The 19,007-nt window shown below is 47.3% G+C and carries 14 protein-coding genes; 8 read left to right on the top strand and 6 right to left on the bottom strand.

The window, feature by feature from the left end; translation table 11 throughout:
• Positions 1 to 252 precede the first annotated feature (252 nt).
• Together tamA and tamB are read left to right on the top strand one after the other, a co-directional pair.
• Positions 253 to 1,929 carry an autotransporter assembly complex protein TamA gene (gene tamA / locus V7D78_RS09585; protein ID WP_333608240.1) on the top strand — a complete coding sequence of 559 codons (1,677 nt, stop codon included), beginning with the start codon at positions 253 to 255 and terminating at the stop codon, positions 1,927 to 1,929.
• Positions 1,926 to 5,735: an autotransporter assembly complex protein TamB gene (tamB, locus tag V7D78_RS09590; protein ID WP_333608229.1), complete on the top strand. Its 3,810-nt coding sequence runs from the start codon at positions 1,926 to 1,928 to the stop codon at positions 5,733 to 5,735. The genes tamA and tamB overlap by 4 nt, the downstream gene beginning before the upstream one ends.
• On the opposite strand, the gene V7D78_RS09595 is transcribed toward tamB, so the two are convergent.
• Entirely contained in the window at positions 5,732 to 6,505 is a 774-nt protein-coding gene (locus tag V7D78_RS09595) for a methyltransferase domain-containing protein (protein WP_333608230.1), read from the bottom strand. The two genes, tamB and V7D78_RS09595, sit on opposite strands and share 4 nt — an antisense overlap.
• A 14-nt stretch (positions 6,506 to 6,519) precedes the next feature.
• Here V7D78_RS09595 and V7D78_RS09600 point away from each other — a divergent pair, with 14 nt between their 5' ends.
• Positions 6,520 to 7,275, top strand: a complete 756-nt coding sequence (locus V7D78_RS09600; RefSeq protein ID WP_333608231.1) for a YdcF family protein — start codon at positions 6,520 to 6,522, stop codon at positions 7,273 to 7,275.
• On the opposite strand, the gene V7D78_RS09605 is transcribed toward V7D78_RS09600, so the two are convergent.
• On the bottom strand, positions 7,272 to 8,030 hold the full coding sequence (locus V7D78_RS09605; RefSeq protein WP_442886522.1) for a Nif3-like dinuclear metal center hexameric protein: 759 nt from the start codon (positions 8,028 to 8,030) through the stop codon (positions 7,272 to 7,274). The two genes, V7D78_RS09600 and V7D78_RS09605, sit on opposite strands and share 4 nt — an antisense overlap.
• A 160-nt stretch (positions 8,031 to 8,190) precedes the next feature.
• Between V7D78_RS09605 and V7D78_RS09610 the strand changes: the two genes are divergently transcribed.
• On the top strand, positions 8,191 to 8,532 hold the full coding sequence (locus tag V7D78_RS09610) for a hypothetical protein (protein ID WP_333608232.1): 342 nt from the start codon (positions 8,191 to 8,193) through the stop codon (positions 8,530 to 8,532).
• A 42-nt stretch (positions 8,533 to 8,574) separates the two neighbouring features.
• On the opposite strand, the gene V7D78_RS09615 is transcribed toward V7D78_RS09610, so the two are convergent.
• Positions 8,575 to 9,798: a glycosyltransferase gene (locus V7D78_RS09615; protein WP_333608233.1), complete on the bottom strand. Its 1,224-nt coding sequence runs from the start codon at positions 9,796 to 9,798 to the stop codon at positions 8,575 to 8,577.
• A gap of 128 nt (positions 9,799 to 9,926) precedes the next feature.
• Between V7D78_RS09615 and trhA the strand changes: the two genes are divergently transcribed.
• The gene (trhA, locus tag V7D78_RS09620) at positions 9,927 to 10,568 is read left to right on the top strand and encodes a PAQR family membrane homeostasis protein TrhA (protein ID WP_333608234.1); all 642 of its coding nucleotides are present in this window, start codon (positions 9,927 to 9,929) and stop codon (positions 10,566 to 10,568) included.
• Here trhA and V7D78_RS09625 read toward each other — a convergent pair.
• Positions 10,543 to 13,818: an ATP-binding protein gene (locus V7D78_RS09625; RefSeq protein WP_333608235.1), complete on the bottom strand. Its 3,276-nt coding sequence runs from the start codon at positions 13,816 to 13,818 to the stop codon at positions 10,543 to 10,545. The genes trhA and V7D78_RS09625 overlap by 26 nt on opposite strands.
• A gap of 155 nt (positions 13,819 to 13,973) precedes the next feature.
• Between V7D78_RS09625 and trxB the strand changes: the two genes are divergently transcribed.
• From trxB to infA, 3 genes are all read left to right on the top strand, one after another.
• Positions 13,974 to 14,930, top strand: a complete 957-nt coding sequence (trxB, locus tag V7D78_RS09630; protein WP_333608236.1) for a thioredoxin-disulfide reductase — start codon at positions 13,974 to 13,976, stop codon at positions 14,928 to 14,930.
• 3 nt (positions 14,931 to 14,933) lie between these two features.
• Complete coding sequence (gene aat, locus V7D78_RS09635) at positions 14,934 to 15,644, top strand: leucyl/phenylalanyl-tRNA--protein transferase (protein ID WP_333608237.1); 711 nt, start codon at positions 14,934 to 14,936, stop codon at positions 15,642 to 15,644.
• A gap of 180 nt (positions 15,645 to 15,824) precedes the next feature.
• Positions 15,825 to 16,043, top strand: a complete 219-nt coding sequence (infA, locus tag V7D78_RS09640) for a translation initiation factor IF-1 (protein WP_019676586.1) — start codon at positions 15,825 to 15,827, stop codon at positions 16,041 to 16,043.
• Positions 16,044 to 16,138: 95 nt separating this feature from the next.
• Here the strand turns inward: infA and clpA are convergent, their stop codons facing one another.
• Both clpA and clpS read right to left on the bottom strand, forming a co-directional pair.
• Entirely contained in the window at positions 16,139 to 18,406 is a 2,268-nt protein-coding gene (gene clpA / locus V7D78_RS09645) for an ATP-dependent Clp protease ATP-binding subunit ClpA (RefSeq protein WP_333608238.1), read from the bottom strand.
• A gap of 53 nt (positions 18,407 to 18,459) precedes the next feature.
• Complete coding sequence (gene clpS / locus V7D78_RS09650) at positions 18,460 to 18,780, bottom strand: ATP-dependent Clp protease adapter ClpS (RefSeq protein WP_333608239.1); 321 nt, start codon at positions 18,778 to 18,780, stop codon at positions 18,460 to 18,462.
• Positions 18,781 to 19,007: the final 227 nt, after the last annotated feature.

Here is a 19,007-nt window from a genome sequence, read left to right on the forward strand (position 1 = left end):
GTATAACGTAAAAGAGCAGGCATTTTCGTCTGTTTTTAACGGGCAAGTGTTGAAACAGTATTAAAATAAGGGGTTAATCAACCTGTTGTTCAGCCAGGAAACAGCCAACAAGCTGTACAGTGAGTGTTAGGCTACGCCATAATACTTAAGGAGTGGCCAGCCTGATGATGGTGTTGTCCATGAATTCTTCTTTGCGACGGGAACTATTTCTGCCTAATGCGTTTATATCTGTGTTTGCTACTACTTATCACTATGCCTGTATCAGCTAAGAATCAATTTCGGCTGCAAGGCTTGAGTAATGAACTTGAAAAAAACGTCTTAATATACCTGCAACGTTTCAATCCGGCCGAAATTTCTACCTCATTACGTTTTCAGGCACGGGTTGAACAAGACATTCTCACTGCCATGCAAGCCTTGGGCTATTACCACAGTGAGGTTCGCTTTACTTTGGTACCTCAGCGCAATGGCACCCTATTACAAATTGATGTTACAGCGGGTGAACCGGTGCGTATCGCCACTGCGGATATTCTGCTTAATGGTGAAGCAGCAGAGGATCCGGATTTTATAGTACTACTGCAGCAACAGGCGCCGAAAATTCAGCAGATTGTGCATCAGGGACGTTATGATAATTTTAAAAGTGCCTTACAAAGCCTGGCCTTGCGCAAAGGCTATTTTGATGCAAACTTCAGTCTGGCTCGTTTGGAGATAGCACCTGATTTGAATCAAGCCTTTGTGCATCTGCATTTTAATTCCGGCCCGCGTTACCGCTTCGGTGCAGTGACCTTTAGCGGCCAACAAATTGATAGTCGCAGATTACAATCTCTGGTGCCGTTTAAAGTCGGTGATCCCTATCTGGCCAGCCAACTCGGCGAGTTTAATCAAGCGCTGGCGAATACCGATTGGTTTTCATCTATCCTGATTGAAGGCGATGATAGCCAGCTCGATCAGCAAATTTTGCCTATTGATGTGCAATTAGCACCACGTAAACGCAACAGCATCGAAACCGGTATTGGCTATTCAGATGATGTAAAAGGCCGCTTTAAACTAAACTGGGTCAAGCCCTGGTTAAATAATCGTGGCCACAGCTTGCAGATGAATCTGGCACTCTCAGCAGCAGAGCAACAAATTGAAAGTAGTTATAAAATGCCTCTGGTAAATGCAGCCACCGATTTTTATCAGTTTCAATATGCTTTTGGGCTTAAAGACTACAGTCGTCAGCAAGGGATACGCTCTAAGATTTCTAACCTGGCCGCTGAACGTCATTGGCTGCTAAAAAATCAGTGGTATAGGACAGTCTCTGTTCGCTTGCTATATGAAGAAACCACCGAATTAGAACAACAAAATAGCAGTAATATTCTGATGCCCGGCATAAGTTATAACCGTTTACGCCAGGCAGCCGGCTATATGCCACGCTCGGCCGATCGCTTGCTGTTAGCGGTCGAGGTGTCAGATAAAATGTGGGGCTCGGATGCGAATTTTGTCAGGGTAAGGGGCCGTGCCGGCTGGATCGGTAGTGTAGGCGAAGATCATCGCCTTGTTACCCGCCTCGATGCAGGTGCAGTGGTCGGCGAGTCATTAAAAGATTTACCATTAAGCCTGCGGTTTTTTGCCGGAGGTGATAATAAATTGCGCGGATATGGCTATGAATCCCTACCGATACTGGAAGACCCTTTATCGTTGGCCGGTGGTCGCTATATGGCCACCACCTCGCTGGAATACCAGTACCGGGTACGCGGCAATTGGTGGCTGGCCACCTTCGCCGATTATGGCGGTGCCTGGAATGACAAAGTCGACTTTAAACGAGGCCTGGGCATAGGGGTGCGTTGGGGCTCACCTGTTGGCCCTATCCGATTGGATTTTGCCTGGGGTTTAGACAGTGGTGAGCGCAAAGCCTTTCAGCTGCATTTTTCTCTGGGGCCTGAGCTGTGATCAAAGACATTACCCTGAGCACCTTAAAATGGCTTAACTGGACAGTACTATTACCGCTGTTAACCGCGCTATTGATAAGCCTGTTTTTATTATTCAGCCAGACAGGCTTGTGGATGAGTTTATATCTGGCCGAACGTTATGTGCCGCAATTGCAGGTTGAAAAAAGCAGTGGCAGCCTGCTCGGTGGATTTCATTTGCAACAGCTTGCATACCAGGATAAAAATCTGCAACTGCAGCTTGAACACCTTATTTTTGAACCTAAGCTACGTTGTGCCTTTACCTTGCAACTATGCATTAATGAGTTAACGCTGGATGGCTTGGTGCTCAATCTGAGTTTAGAACCAAGTGAAGCAGTCACCCCAGCAGCAAGTAGGAGCTTAGCCCCTTTACCAAGTGCAGCCGCCCCAGTTGGCCTGCCCTTTCCGGCCAGCATAGCACGTTTGCAGCTGAATAATATCCAGCTACAACTTGGCGAAAATCAGATCAGCTGGCAGTCTTTTCACACTGAGTTTAGTGGCTGGGGCAGCCGGCTCCAGCTGGATAACAGCCAGTTGCAGCAACTTAAGCTGCAGTTAGCCGAGAGTGAACACACTTCTGACAAAGAGGCCTTTAGCTATCAGGCACCAGAGATCAATCTGCCAGCCATCCCCCTAACGGTCATGTTAAATCAACTGGCAATCAGCGATATCAAGGTGATACAGGGAGATAAGCTGCAACAGCTGGAGCAGCTTGATTTCAGTCTGCAACTGACGCCTCGGGAGCTGCGCGTATTTGATCTTCTGTTACGTCATCAGATGGCGCAGCTGCAAGGACAGGCCACACTGCAGCTAAGCCCTGACATCCCGTTGACTGCCTTATTCGAAGCAGAAATGACCGACACTGAACTGGCAGGCTTGCTGTTAAAGCTACAGTTAGACGGTAGTTTACGCCAACTCAACCTGCAACTGGACAGCAGCCAGCTTATTGCCGCCCAGCTACAAGGCCAGTTACAGCTACTTAGCGATAATTTACCTTTTGAGTTCAACCTCAGCGCCGCAGCGTTGCAATGGCCACTGCAAGGCAAGCCCGAACTAGAATTACAACAATCGTCACTGCAAGTCTCAGGCAACCTGCAGCAGCAAGGATTTGAGCTCAGTAGTAAACTACAGATGCCATCGACGCCAGAGATAGCCATCAACAGTCGTGGCCTGTTTACCTTAGCCAGCAGCACACTGGATTTACAATACTATCAGTTAGCGTTGCTCGGTGGTGAAATTAGCGGAAAGGCTCAGGCTTCAGTTAGTGCCAACCCCAGCTGGCAGACGAACCTTAGCATCAAACAGTTACAACCTGGTTTATTCTGGCCTGATTATGAAGGCCGACTGTCTGGCCAACTGCAACATCAGGGCGCCCTGACAGCAGATGGGCAGATAAATTTAAACTTTCCAGTCATTGCCCTACAGGGCCTGTTACGAGACTACCCGCTTGAGCTAAATGGCGATCTAAGGCTAATTGCTGATAGCGCCTTTAACGAATTTGCTATGACCACCGACAGAATGCAACTGCAGCATGGTGACAATAGGGTTGTGTTACAAGGCAGTCTTGACCAGCATTGGCAGATAACAGCCAACTTAGCTATTCCTGAGCTCGGTCACAGCCTGGCAGGGATAGCAGGTCAGGTTAATGGCACAATTGCCTTAAGCGGCCTGCAACGACAGCCCTTCATGGACATTCAGTTGCAGGCGCAACAACTGACGATGGTCGATGCCGCCTTGCAACAACTCGACCTCAGTGGCCAACTGTCGCTGACGGAACAACTGGAAGTAAACCTGGTCATTGATGCCAGTGGTGGTGAATATCAGACATATCAGCTACAACAATTGACTCTGGCGCTCAGCGGCAACGAGCAGACGCATCAGTTGAGCCTGGCACTCGATAGCAGCGAGGGGCAAGTTGAATTAGCACTCGACGCAGGTTTAAGGCAGCGAGAGCATTGGCAGGCGCAAATTCAACGCGCTACTATCACCAGTGTGCTAGGGCAATGGCAGCTGGCAGAGCCTTTTGCTATAAATGCTATTTTGAGCACCGCAGAGTTAGAACTGGCAACACATTGCTGGCTTAATGCCCCCACTAGCTTATGCTTTACAGAGCCGGCACTTTTATCAGCCACCACCGCCGCAATTAGCCTGCAGCTAACCCAATTTGAGCTGGCTATGCTGGAGCCCTTTGTACCCTACCAAAGCCAGATTAGCGGCAAAATGGATGCGACTTTTAATACCCGCTGGCAAAGTGGCCAATTGCCTCAGCTGCGACTGGCTGTTAATGGCAGTGCGGGGCAATTACTTTACCAACTGGACGCACCTGTTATAGTCCCCTGGCAACAATGGCAACTGAATACCGAACTGCAAGATGAGCATACCCGGGCAAAGCCATCGCTTGAAGTGCCAGATCCCCTACTGCAAAGTGAGTTAATCATCGATTTTAACCCGCAAAGCCAACTGAAAGTAACGGCCAATATTGGACAGTTACTCAGTGACGACCGGCAATTATCAGCTCAACTACGTCTAAATCAATTTACTTTGGACTTCTTAAAACCCCTGATAGATGAATTTAGTGAGTTACAAGGTGAACTGAGCAGCGATATACGTCTCAGTGGCTCCCTGCTAAACCCTATGGTAGAGGGCGAGGCCAGTTTGCAGGGTTTTAGACTCAAAGGCAAACTGGCACCAGCTGATATCGATCACGCTGATATTTTTCTGCGTTTCAAAGGTGAACATGCACAACTGGATGGGCAGTTACGAACACCTGAGGGTGAACTCGCCCTGACTGGCTCTGCTGATTGGCAGGATTTGAATGCCTGGCAAGCCTCCATTCGCCTTACCGGCGATGAACTGCGCATGCAAGTGCCGAATGCGCAGTTGCGGGTAAAGCCAGATCTGACGATTAATGCCAGCCCTGTGTTGTTGAGCGTTAGTGGTAGTATCCATATTCCCAGCGCCGATATCAATATAGACAGTCTGCCACAAAATGCGGTGTCCTTAACGTCCGATTTAGTATTGCTTGATGAAGAATTACAACCTTTAAGTACCGAACAGGTGATGGCTGTGCCATTGCAATTAGATTTGCGACTGCATTTAGGACAGAGGGTGAGATTATCCGCTTTTGGCCTGAAAACCCGCTTAACAGGTGAACTGCGTGTGCAACAACAGGCGCAGCAAAGTCAGCCCCGAGTTAATGGCGAGGTAGTGCTGGTCGATGGCACGTTCCGCTCATATGGCCAGGACTTACTTATTCGTCATGGCAAAATGACATTCAGTGGCCCAGCTGAACAGCCTTTTTTGTCCGTAGAAGCTATCCGAAATCCGGCCAATATGGAAGATGATGTCATCGCTGGCATTCGGGTAACAGGTCAGGCCGATGAGCCACAAATCATCATATTTTCAGAACCGGCTAAGGCGCAAGCCAATGCGTTATCTTATCTGCTGATGGGGCGTGATTTGGACAGTCGGTCTGGTAGTGCTGCCAACGCTATTACCACCAGTCTGATTGGCCTCAGTATTGCTCAAAGCGGTAAGGTGCTGGGTGAAATTGGTGAAGCCTTTGGGGTGAGGGATCTGACGTTGGATACCGAGGGCGCGGGTGATGCCTCGCAAGTCACCGTCAGCGGCTATCTCACCCGCAACCTGCAATTAAAATATGGTATTGGTATCTTCGAGCCTATTGGTCAGTTTACTTTGCGTTACAGGCTGTTACGTAGCCTGTACTTAGAAGCCGTATCCGGTGTCGATAATGCGGTAGACTTGCTCTACAAATTTGAGTTTGATTAGTTGTTATCAGCTTGCAGCAGCCAGTGCTGATAACGGCCAAGCAATAAATAAGGTTCCTGCTGATTGTAGGCCATTTCCAGTTCCAGCAATTGCGGGTAATGGCTCTGCTGTAGACGCCTGTCCCGCAAATAATCATGAAAACAGCGCACACCGGTTTTACTTAATATGGCTAAGCCATTTTGACTGCACCACTGTTCAACCTGCTCAGGCAAGATAGGATTTTGCGGACTTAAACTAACAGTTTTTTTTACCTGTAAGCCTGCTTGCACATAATCAAAGTTACCATACAAAATATTGCTAAACCTTTTGGCATGTACATTATAAAACATCAGCGATAACACCCCGCCCGGCAGTAATAAACTGCGCAACTGCACAATTGCCTCAGCGGGATCAGCCAACCATTCCAATACCGCATGACATAACACCAATGCATAACGCTCTGGCCGTAAAGCCAATTGCTGCAGGCTTAATTGAGCCAGGCTAACCTGTGCCATTAACTGACGCGCCTGAACTTGCTGCTCTGCTAATGCCAGCATATCAGCTGAAATATCCGTTAACAGCAACTGATGCCCGCGCTCAGCCAGTTGCAAAGCTATTTGTCCCTGCCCCCCCCCCACATCGAGGATATGACAAGGGGCGGACAACAGCGCTAACCCGTTTAAATCACGCATCAGCACGGCTTGTCGCAGCTGACCTTTACTACTTTGATAAATATTACGCTGAAATTTAGCCGCAATGCTGTCAAAATTGCGATCAGACTTATTCGTCATAGTGTTCACTTATCATGGATGTGTTAAAAACCTTGTTATTACCCTTGCCAATACTGATGTTACTGTTAGCTATCAGCCTGTGGTTTTGTTGGCGTGAAAAGCCAGGGGCCCGCTGGCTAACCAGCATGAGTATACTGTTACTCTGGTTAGCCAGTATTAGTCCGGTAAGCGACAGACTGGCCGCTCCTCTGGAGCTTAAACACCCTGCTTACCGTCAGGCAGCCGCAGTAGATAATATCATGGTACTGGGTTGTCGCCACCAAAGTTACCCGCATCTGCCACTGAGTAGCCAACTGGAGCTCTGCTCATTAGCCCGGCTGCAAGCAGCGGTTGCTATCTGGCATCAGCATCCGTCGTCCAGGTTATGGTTAAGTGGCGAAATAAGTGGTCAGCAAAGCGCCCATACCGATATTATGCGCCAGGTCGCTGTATCGCTTGGCGTTAAACCTGAGCAAATCAGCACGCTAGCGCAGGTCTACAATACGCAACAAGAAGCTGCTGCCTTAGCGCCACTGATCGTAGATCAACGCAATGTATTAGTCACATCTGCGATGCATATGCCCAGGGCATATGCATGGTTTGGCTATTATGGTGCACAGGTGCAGGCTGCCCCTACTCACTTCCAGATTCGCTATCCATTAGCGCAATTTACTGCCAGCAGGTTGCTCCCTAACCCCAGCGCCTTACAAACCCTGCACTATGCCTGGTATGAGCACCTGGCTATAGCTCAGCAAAGACTGGCGATTTGGTGGGATGCTGAAAACCCTTAAGCAGGATTCGCAATATCAATAAAATGCACATCCAGCTGTCCTTGGCCGGCCAGCCATTCGCCCAGCGCTTTTATACCATAACGCTCTGTGGCATGGTGGCCGGCAGCAATAAAGTGAATACCCAGCTCACGTGCACTATGAATGGTTTGCTCTGAGACCTCGCCGGTAATAAATAACTGGGCACCGGCAGTGGCTGCCTGTTCAATATAATTCTGGCCGCCACCGGTACACCAGGCAACACGACTAATCTCACCAATACCGCCATCCTCGGCCAGCACAGTGCGCCCCAGCAGCTGACTAACTAATGCCGTACACTGCGCAAGGGTTTTTGCTGCACTAAAGTGCCCTTGCATCAGTACTCCCTCTGGCGAAACGTTTGCAACTGGCTGCATCTGCTCTAATTGCAGCATCTTACCCAGCTGAGCATTGTTGCCCAGTTGCGGATGCACATCCAAGGGTAAGTGATAGGCAATTAAATTAATGTCATGCTGCAATAGCGCTTTTAAACGACGATGCTTGATGCCGGTCACTACCGGATTTTCATTTTTCCAGAAATAGCCATGGTGCACTAAAATCGCGTCCGCCTGCTGCGCAATAGCAGCGTCAATTAATGCCTGGCTGGCGGTCACCCCTGTAACGATGCGCTGAATATGCGTTTTGCCCTCTACTTGTAAACCATTTGGGCAATAATCGGCTATGCGCTCGGCATTTAACGTCTGGTGTAACAACGCCAGCAATTCATCACGGCTTATCATCGGGCATCTCCAAAGTTTTCTGTTTAAAGGCTAACTAGCTTGTTTTTAGTTGGTTTATTCTATCCTAATTAAGAAAAAACCCGGCAAATTTGTGTCCGCCTTATAAAATGTTGTATAAAGAGCAAGCAACGAAGCATAATTAGTCACAGGTACGATACGAATGAGCAAACTGGACAAAGATCAGGTCATCACAGAATTTACCGCTGCCTATACAGCAGCCTTTGGTAAAGCACCGGTAATAGAGCAAAAACCAGGCTGGTTTAGCGTAGATGGTGGTAAAAATATTCGCTTAGCCGAGCTGGCTGAACTGGGTGCCAGCTATAGCAAAACAGCTACTGCCAAGCCTGCAACCGCTAAAACGGCCGCTGCCAAACCCGCCGCAACTAAAACACCGGTTAAAAAATCGCCTGCCGCAGCTAAACCGAATAAAGCCGCCGCCGCAGCGTTTTGGGCTGCAAAAGTGGGCAACCCCAAACAACGTCCGCCACGTGGCAGTCGCTAACTAACATCAGGCTTTACGAACTAGCCCGAACAACACCGCCGATCATTCTGCCCGGCGGTTTTTAGCTTCTATCCACTGCCCCATGTACTTAGTACTGCGATAGGCATGGCTACGAAGCATCACCCCGGTAAAATTAGCGGCTCTTAACGCGTCAATTTGCTGCAACCCATCACTCAGGCGTTGCCAAACCAAATCAGCGTTATCTGCAGAAAAACGTTGCTGCAAAATAGCCAGCCCTTGCTGTTGTGCCTGCTGCCAACGTTGTGGGTCTTGATACAAGCTAATAGCTGCTGCAGCAATGTCAACGCTACTATTGGCTACTATCCCCGCCCAGCCTGTGGCAATCGTCATGCCTTCAACGCCAATATCAGTGCTGATGCTGGGGGTACCTGCTTGCATCGCATCGAGCAATTTGCCTTTTAAGCCCGCACCAAAAGCTAAGGGTGCCAGACAAATTCTGGCCTCAGTTAATACCTGCAGCGCATCTGCGGCCCAGCCCTTAACTAAAAACCCCTGAGCAGCATTGTGTAAGGCTGTCGCTTTAGGCGGCGGATATGCACCATAAATATGCAGCTCAGCCTTGGGCATGAGCTGCCTTATTTGCGGCCATATCTCTTGCTTTAACCACAGTACGGCCTGCCAGTTAGGTGCATGCCTGAAATTCCCAATGGCGACAAAATGCTGGCGTTGCTCAAAAGCAACATAATTATCAGGAAGTTCGGACAACCAGAAAGGACAATAACAGAGCAACATGGCCGGAACTTGAAAATGCTGCTGCAGCAATTGCATTTCAAATTCAGAAATCACTAAAGTCAGATCGCAGCGGTAAATTGCCGCAATTTCCCGTACTGCCAGATCAGAGTTTAAAGCAGCACTATCTAACGCTTTAGCCGCTTTAAAACAGTGTTCCCGGGCTTGGCGTAAGGCATGACAATCTTCCATATCCAAAATGCGCATCGCTTGCGGGCAGGCCTGCTCTACCCGCCAGCCAAATTGCTCTTCGAGCATAAAACGGTCAAATAACACGGCAGTTGGGTTGATCCCGGCCAACCAAAGCTGGAAACTGTCATCATTCAGCGCGACTTGCTGCTCTGTGACACCCCAATCTGTTAAGGTAAAACGGTGTGGACTAAGCTGAGCACTGCTGGCAAAAATCACTTGCCAGCCTTTATCCAGATATAACCGGATTAAACTTAGCATGCGACTGCCGGCAGCAGACGAGCAAGGCTCCGGCCAGACGTACCCCAATATCACCAATGTAGACATATTACTTCCCCGGTTTTCAGCCCGGTATTGTAGCTGGCAACGACTAAATAATCAGCTTTTCAGCTACTTTGCTGAAGCCATTTTAAAAAAGGTGTAGCATAGGGCGATTAAATGATTAAGTGGCTAACATGAACACAAGCAGTCGCTATACCGCTTTTGAAGAGCAGTTACACGCGCTAACCCATGGCATTGGTGCTCTGTTAAGCATTGTCGCGTTGCTGTTAATGCTTAAACTCAGTATCAGTCATGCTGATAATTGGCATATATTCAGTTCAATTATCTATGGCAGCAGTCTTATTCTGTTGTATAGCAGTTCAGCGCTTTACCACAGTATTCATCAACCGCGGATAAAGTATCGTTTGCGCCAACTGGATCATGCCGCCATATTCATTCTGATCGCCGGCACCTACACCCCTTTCACCCTGATCAGCTTACGCAATGACTGGGGCTTGTATTTATTTGGGTTGATTTGGCTGATTGCCATTATAGGTGTGCTTTTAGAATTGGTGACTGGCCTAAAATATAAAAAAATCTCCTTGGCGCTGTATCTTGGCCTCGGCTGGATAGTAGTCGTGGCTATTAAGCCGATGCTGGCCAATGTCAATAGCACGGCCATGTGGTTATTGCTGGCTGGTGGCCTGTCTTATTCAGGCGGCGTGCTATTTTATACTTGGAAAAGCCTTTACCTGCATCATGTTATCTGGCATTTGTTTGTATTGGGTGGCAGCGTACTGCATTTTTTGGCTATTTATTGCTACGTGCTAAACTAAACCAGAAACAGCTTCCTTGTCCCTCTATACTGCTAAAACCGATTTTACCCTGATGGCTATCAATTATATTTTTGCTGATAGCCAAGCCCAGCCCAGTACCCTCTTTATTGCGGCTGTCAGACGCATCCGCCTGGCTGAAAGTGCTAAAAATATGTTGTTGAAAGTTCGCTGCAATGCCGCTGCCCTGATCAATCACACTCAAAGTCACCCAAGACTCATCCGCCGTTAACGCCAACTCTACTTTGCCACCCGCATGTGAAAACTTCACCGCGTTCGACATTAAATTATCCAGCACCTGCCTTATGCGCATGGCATCGGCATAAACCATAAAACGGCTTTGCTGTGGCTGATAGTACAGTTTTACATTGAATTTTGCCGCATAGCCGGCCATATCCTGCATGGCATCCAGCGCCAGCTGCTGTAAATCCAGATTGCTGCATGACAAGGTAAACTTCCCGGCTGCAAACTTTTGTAAATCTAACAAGTCGTTGATCAAGTGCGATAAACGTTCGGCATTTTTTAAGGCTGTATCCAGCATCTGTTGTTGCACATCAGGTTTGTTGGCCAGAACACCTTGCGCTAATAAGCCGACCGCACCGCGAATGGCAGTAAGGGGGGTACGCAGCTCATGGCTCACGGTGGCAATAAACTGATCTTTCAGTTTATCCAGCCGGGTCAGCTCTTTGTTTTTCAGTGCCAGTTGCTCAAGACTTGTTTCCAGTTGATGACTTCGCAACGACAACGTTGCGGAGCTTTCCTGCAGCGCCTGAGTGCGTTCATTGACTTTGGTTTCCAGTAACAACTGGTTTTTTACTTTATCATCTACCGCTACCTGCAATAAGCGATTGACCTGGCGGATATGTTTCAGTCGGTAAAGGTGCCCGATATACAACAACAACAACAACATAATGCCTGCCAACAGCTGCACCCAACGTTTTTGCCACCAATGAGGTAAAACCAGCAGGCTGACAACCTGTTGCGGTTCACTGAACACCCCATGATTGTTAGATGCCTTTAGCCACAACTGATATTTACCTGGGGCTAAATTAGCGTAAAACGCACTATTTTGTTGGCCAACATCAAGCCAAGTGGCATCAAAACCCTCTAATTGATATTTAAATCGGTTCACGGAAGGATCTTGATAATCTAAGGCACTAAATTCAAAACGAATACTGCGATCCGTTGGGGCCACACGAACCGTTTTCCAGGGCGCAGCAAAAGGCTTTAGCTGTCGGTGCTGATGATCAATGTATAAGCGTGTTAGCACGGCTCCGGGCTGCCGGCTGTTGCTTTCAAGATCTGCTAAATCAATGCTGATTAAACCCTGCACACTACCCAGATACAATTGGTTGTCATAAATATCAATAGCCTTGGAATTTAATTCTGTTGCGACCATGCCGTCACGTTGGTTGAAAGTCACAAATTGTGGTTTCTGCAGCGCTCCCACACTTAGGCCTTTGATGGTGGATACATACAATTGTTGCTCAGCAATATGCGCACCAAGGATGCGTAAGTCTGGTAAACCCGATTGAAGTCCAAGTAATTGGCTATCTTGGGTATCTTGCTGATAAAGCAACAATCCTTGCTCAGTACATACAACTAAGGTCGTCGCATAAGTGGTGAGGCAGTTAATATGTTCTGAAGGCAAAACTAAGCCGGTGCCGCTGCCATTTTTACGTTTAGAATACTGCTCAATCGCGCCATTGTTCAGTGAAATTTTAAACAAGCCAGAATATCGACTACCCACCCAAAGTTGCTGATATTCATCCAGCGCTAAGGCTTGCACCGTATCACCTGAATGCTGCAACCCTATATCCGCCAACCAATGCTGAACCTCATTTGATGCAGGATCCCAACGAATAACGCCTCGCCCCCACAAACCCAAATAAAAAACATCATCATTATCAATTAATAATTCACGAACATTGCGGTTGGCCAATCCCAGCAATTCAAAGGGCAAATCTACCTGTTTTATTTCATTCCCCACCAAGGCCATTAAACCACTGTCGGTAGCCAAATACAGTTGGCCTTGGCTTGATGTCGACATGGCGTTAATTCTGCCGGGTAAAGACATTATGCTCAGCGCTTTATTCTGGAGATCTGCTCGATATAATCTATCTGCCGAACCCAGCCACAACAGCTGGTTCAGTCGATGAATAACCCAAACAGAAAAAGATAATTCACGCTCGTTAAATTGAACAAGATCAGATAATTGCAGAAAATGACTACCGGCAAAGCGGCTGCGAAACAATCCGCTATCGTTGGTGGTAATCCACAACACCCCTGAACGATCTAGCAAAAAGTTACGAACATTTAAATCAGGCAGCAAACTGTCCTGATCGTCGAATAATTGGTAGCGACGCTCTTCTCGATTCAGTTGTAGCACGCCCGTGTAGCTGGCCACCAACAATCGATTATCGCTCAATGGTAAAAAACGATTGATAATACGCTGCTGTCCATCAGCAGCTATGGCGTCTATTAATTGAAATTCAGAGGTCTCAGAGTCATAAAAGTAGACGCCTTGACGGCTACCAACCCAGATATTATTTCCTTCAGGCCATAATGCTCTGACTTCATTAAGCCGACTTAACGGCGGCGCATCATCATGTAAAGGCAATACATTTATAGCATCATTAGCCTCATCGAAACGAATTAAACCAGCTGAAGATCCAAACCAGATAACGCCATCTAACGTTTGGGCTAAACTCCAGATCCTAGGTTCAGTGGTTGATGACAAAATGTCTTTTAAAGGCAATTTTTTTATCTGATCATCAGCAGTAATAATACTGATGCCTTGCGTGGTGCCTACCCATAATCGTTGTTGTTGATCTTCTATTAAGAATTGTACCTGATTACCTGCCAAGCCCTGTTCCATGGTAAATCGTTGTAATTTTCCATCATGGTTATTTAGCCGGGAAAGACCAAAACCCCAGGTACTAATCCAAAGGTTGCCTTTGCTGTCATGTAAAACTGTGCCAACATCCGCTTGATAACCAGCCGCCAATTCTTGTTCGTTAAGTACCGCAAAGGCTTCAAACTGGTAACCATCATAACGCAGCAAACCTGAAGTGCCGGCCCCAAGCCAGATAAAGCCTTCATTATCTTGCACTAAACTAAAAACAGTCGAGCTGGGTAAGCCTTCATCAATCCCTAAACGGTTAATTTGGCCAAAACTTTGTGCATAGCTGTTTACATCGCTGAACAGGGAAATCAGCAACCAACATATCACCTGCAACAAGGGATGTTTCATGTACAGAATGTCCTTATAACTTGCGGTTTTAGGGCTAAAGCTTACTAAGCTTTACACTAAGCTAAAAACTAATTACTGGCTAACACTTTCTATGGCCATAACATTCTTTTAGAATCAGTAGCAATAAATTACCCAGCCGTATTATGGAGAATCACATGTCAGCAGTACAACACAGTCGTTTACTTATTCTGGGATCAGGCCCCGCAGGCTACACCGCAGCAGTGTATGCCGCCCGAGCTAACCTTGAGCCAGTACTGATTACCGGTATGCAACAAGGTGGCCAGCTAACTACAACGACTGAAGTCGAAAACTGGCCAGGCGATGCCCACGGCTTAACCGGCCCGGCGTTAATGGAACGCATGAAGCTGCACGCCGAAACCTTTAATACCCAAATCGTGTTCGACCATATTCATACTGTGGATTTAAAGCAACGCCCTTTCCTGCTGACCGGCGATAACGCCCAGTATAGCTGTGATGCATTAATCATTTGTACTGGTGCTTCAGCAAAATATCTGGGGCTGCCCTCTGAGCAAGCTTTCAGTGGCCGTGGTGTCTCAGCCTGTGCCACTTGCGATGGTTTTTTCTATCGTAATCATAAGGTTGCTGTGATTGGCGGCGGTAATACTGCCGTAGAAGAAGCGCTATACCTGTCAAATATTGCTGCCGAAGTACATCTGGTACACCGCCGCGATAGCTTTAAAGCCGAAAAAATTCTGGTTGACCGTTTAATGGCTAAAGTGGCCAGCGGTAATATCATTCTGCACACGCACCGCGAGCTGGAAGAAGTGGTTGGCGATGACATGGGCGTCACCGGTGTCCGGTTAAAATCCACCAAGGGTGAAGCCTTAACCGAGTTGGCGCTGCAGGGGGTGTTTATTGCTATCGGTCACTCACCCAATACCGATATTTTTAAAGGTCAGCTGGACATGAATGGCGGTTATTTAAAGGTACAGAGCGGCACTGAAGGCAATGCCACCCAAACCAGTATTGAAGGCGTTTTTGCCGCAGGTGATGTGTCAGATCATATCTACCGTCAGGCGATTACTTCTGCCGGTACCGGCTGTATGGCAGCCTTAGATGCCGAACGTTATCTGGATGCGTTGGCCAAATAAGTCATGGCACTGACCTTGCCAGTGCTTGAGAGTGAGCTTTGGTTCCCGCCGGTAAACCAGGCATTAACTGAACCTGATGGTTTACTGGCTTTTGGCGGGGATTTATCACTACCCCGCTTGCAACTGGCCTATTACAGTGGCATTTTTCCATGGTTTAGCCGTGGTGATCCGCTGCTATGGTGGAGCCCATCCATACGTGCCCTGTTTGCCCCTGGCCAGTTACAGCTAAACCGCACCCTTAACAAACAGTTAAGACGCGATAGCCTGACTTTTAGTATCAATAAGGCTTTTCAGCAAGTGGTACTTAATTGCGCCGCGCCGCGTCCGGCTCAGCCCGACACCTGGATACTGCCTCCGATGCAGCAGGCGTACTACCAGCTGCATCAGGCCGGGCTGGCGCACAGTATTGAAGTGTGGCAGCAACAAGCGTTAATAGGCGGCCTCTATGGTGTCTTGGTAGGCGGTGTGTTTTGTGGTGAATCGATGTTTTACAAAAAGCCCAATGCCGCCAAATTTGCCCTGGTGTTATTACAGCAACATCTGGCCAGTTACGCACCCGGCTGGATTGATTGCCAGATGCCGAATGACTTTTTAATGCAAATGGGGGCCACGACGCTGCCACGCGAGGAGTATCTGAGTTTATTGCAACAACAGCGTAAGCTGCAGCCACCTACTGCTCATTGGCAACAGCAAACATTGCAACTCAGCTGCTGACACGCAGCAATACAATAGCCATTTCCGGCAAATTTAAGCAGACATTGGCGGTTAATTCAGGGACGATAGCACTCATTTGCTTAAAAAAGCGCTTGTTGCTTTACTTATCGGCGTGATTTCGGCACAATCTGCGCAGTTTTTTTAAGGTTCACCCCAAATTTATAGAGGCGAGTACGCTGAATGGCGAAAGAAGACGTAATTGAAATGCAAGGTACCATTTTGGATACCTTACCTAATACCATGTTTAAAGTTGAACTGGAAAATGGTCACGTTGTGATCGCCCATATTTCAGGCAAAATGCGCAAAAACTATATCCGCATTCTGACCGGTGACAAGGTAACAGTTGAACTGACACCTTACGATCTGAGTAAAGGCCGCATCGTATTTCGCCAACGTTAAGCTGCTGCCCATAGCGGCATGAAGCATAACGATAACCCGGCCTTAGCCGGGTTTTTTATGTTAAAGATGGCTGTAAGCCGCGCGTAGCGCTGTCGTTAATCTAACAGCGCCAATTCCTGATGACTTTGATAACTGAATACCAGTTTGTCCTCAGCCACGTCCACTTTGACATCGCCACCCGAGATCAGCTGACCAAACAGAATTTCGTTGGCCAGAGGCTTTTTCAGTTGCTCCTGAATCACCCTTGCCATTGGTCTGGCACCCATTGCCTGATCATAACCCCGCTCTGCCAACCACTGCCTTGCGGTACTGCTCAGCTCCAGTGATACCTGTTTTTTATCCAGTTGCACCTGTAAATCACAGATAAACTTATCGACGATTTGCAGAATAATCTCCAGATCCAGATGTTTAAACCAGATAATACCATCTAAGCGGTTGCGGAATTCCGGACTAAAAGTACGGTTAATCTCGCTTAACGCATCATGACTGTGATCTTGCTGTTTAAAGCCAATGGTTTTACGAATGGTTTCCTGCACCCCGGCATTAGTGGTCATCACTAATACCACATTGCGAAAATCGATTTTACGACCATTGTTGTCCGTTAAAGTGCCGTGGTCCATCACCTGCAACAAAATGTTGTATATATCAGAGTGGGCTTTTTCTATTTCGTCCAAAAGCACCACAGAATAAGGATGTTTTGACACAGCATCGGTTAATAAACCACCTTGTTCAAAACCAACATAACCCGGAGGAGCACCAATTAATCGGCTGATAGCATGCCGCTCCATGTACTCAGACATATCAAAGCGCAGCAGCTCGACACCCATTACCTTAGCCAGCTGCTTGGTCACTTCGGTTTTACCGACACCGGTTGGCCCGGCAAATAAGAAGTTACCTATTGGCTTTTCTTCATTGCCAAGGCCGGAGCGTGATAAACGAATAGCAGCGGTCAGCACATCTATCGGTTCATTCTGGCCAAACACCACCAGTTTCAGGTTACGATCCAAATTGGCTAATACTTCTTTATCGGATGCTGATACTGATTTTTCCGGAATACGTGCCATTTTGGCGATGACATGCTCAATTTCCGCCACATTAATCACTTTTTTGCGTTTGGAAGCCGGTAACAAGCGCTGGCTGGCGCCGGCTTCATCAATCACATCTATGGCTTTATCTGGCAAATGACGTTCGTTGATATATTTCGCCGATAACTCTGCTGCAGCCCGCAAGGCTTTTTGGGTGTAGCGTACGTTATGATGCTCTTCATAACGCTCTTTTAAGCCAATTAAAATGCGGGTGGTGTCTTCAACGCTTGGCTCACTGACATCAATTTTCTGGAAACGGCGTACCAACGCCGTGTCTTTTTCAAAGATACTTTTAAATTCCTGATAGGTGGTAGAACCCATACAACGTAAGCGTCCACTGGACAGCAGCGGTTTTATCAGATTTGATGCATCCATCACGCCACCAGAGGCAGCTCCGGCACCAATGACGGTATGAATTTCATCGATAAATAAAATAGAGTCTTTTTCTTTTTCCAGCTCTTTTAACAGCGATTTTAAGCGTTTCTCAAAATCACCTCGATATTTAGTGCCAGCCAGCAAGGCGCCCATATCCAGCGCATAAATGGTAGCATTGGCAATCACCTCAGGTACCTGCTGCTGCACGATACGATACGCCAGCCCCTCGGCAATCGCCGTTTTACCTACCCCAGCTTCACCGACCAGTAAGGGGTTATTCTTTTTACGCCGGCATAATACCTGTAAAGCGCGCTCTACTTCTGTATCTCGGCCAATTAACGGGTCAATCAAGCCATTTTTAGCCTGAGTATTTAAATTGGAGGTAAAATTTTCCAAATATTTATGTTCATCGGTTAAACCTTCGGTCAGCTCTTCAGTTGCATGTTCATCATGCTGCTCAAGCTTTTCGGTTTTGGTGACACCATGAGAAATAAAGTTCACTACATCCAGGCGGCTGATATCAATTTTTTTCAACAAGTATACCGCTTGCGATTCCTGCTCGGAGAAAATCGCGACCAACACATTAGCACCGGTCACTTCTGACTTACCCGAAGACTGCACATGAAACACAGCCCGCTGCAATACCCGTTGAAAGCCCAGTGTTGGCTGGGTATCACGCTCCACTTCGCCATCAGGTAACACCGGCGTCGTAGAGTCGATAAAACTGGCCAGTTCCAGGCGAAGTTTTTCAATGTTCGCACCACAGGATTTTAATGCATCGCCCGCAGCCGGATTATCAAGCAGCGCCAGCAGCAAATGCTCCACCGTCATATACTCATGACGACGCTCACGCGCAAATCTGAAAGCCAAATTCAGCGTTAACTCAAGATCTTTATTTAACATAAACTACTCCTAATCCACCTGAGTTATTACGACAAGACAAAACCGGTTCATCATTAAGCACGCTCCATAGTACATAGCAGAGGGTGCTGATGTTCTTTAGCATACTGACTTACCTGCTGCACCTTAGTTTCAGCAATTTCTGAGGTAAATACGCCGCATACCGCCCGGCCCTCATAATGCACTTTAAGCATGATCTCACTGGCTTTTTCGTACTGCATATTAAAAAACCTGGCCAAAACATCGATCACAAAATCCATCGGTGTATAGTCATCATTGTGTAAAATCACCTTATACATCGGTGGCGGCGAGACTTTTTGCCGGGTTAGTTCTGCTAAATCGTCAAATTGTACGTTCGAATCTTTATTACCGCTCATAAACTATAGCCACGCATATGCTATCCATCAAAGACATTCAGATTAATTATTAGTAAACAATTAGCATTATTTTTGCAAATAGCTTGACTGTCTGCTCAAATTATCTACAGTAGATATGGGGGTATGCTTATCCCCCGTCGAATTAACACTAGCATACAGAATATAGCTAACTTAGAGAAGGAAGTAAGTAGTATGGCTACCGGTAAAGTAAAATGGTTCAATAATGC

Source organism: Arsukibacterium sp. (assembly GCF_036735525.1).
In the GTDB taxonomy this organism is placed as follows: Bacteria; Pseudomonadota; Gammaproteobacteria; order Enterobacterales; family Alteromonadaceae; genus Alishewanella.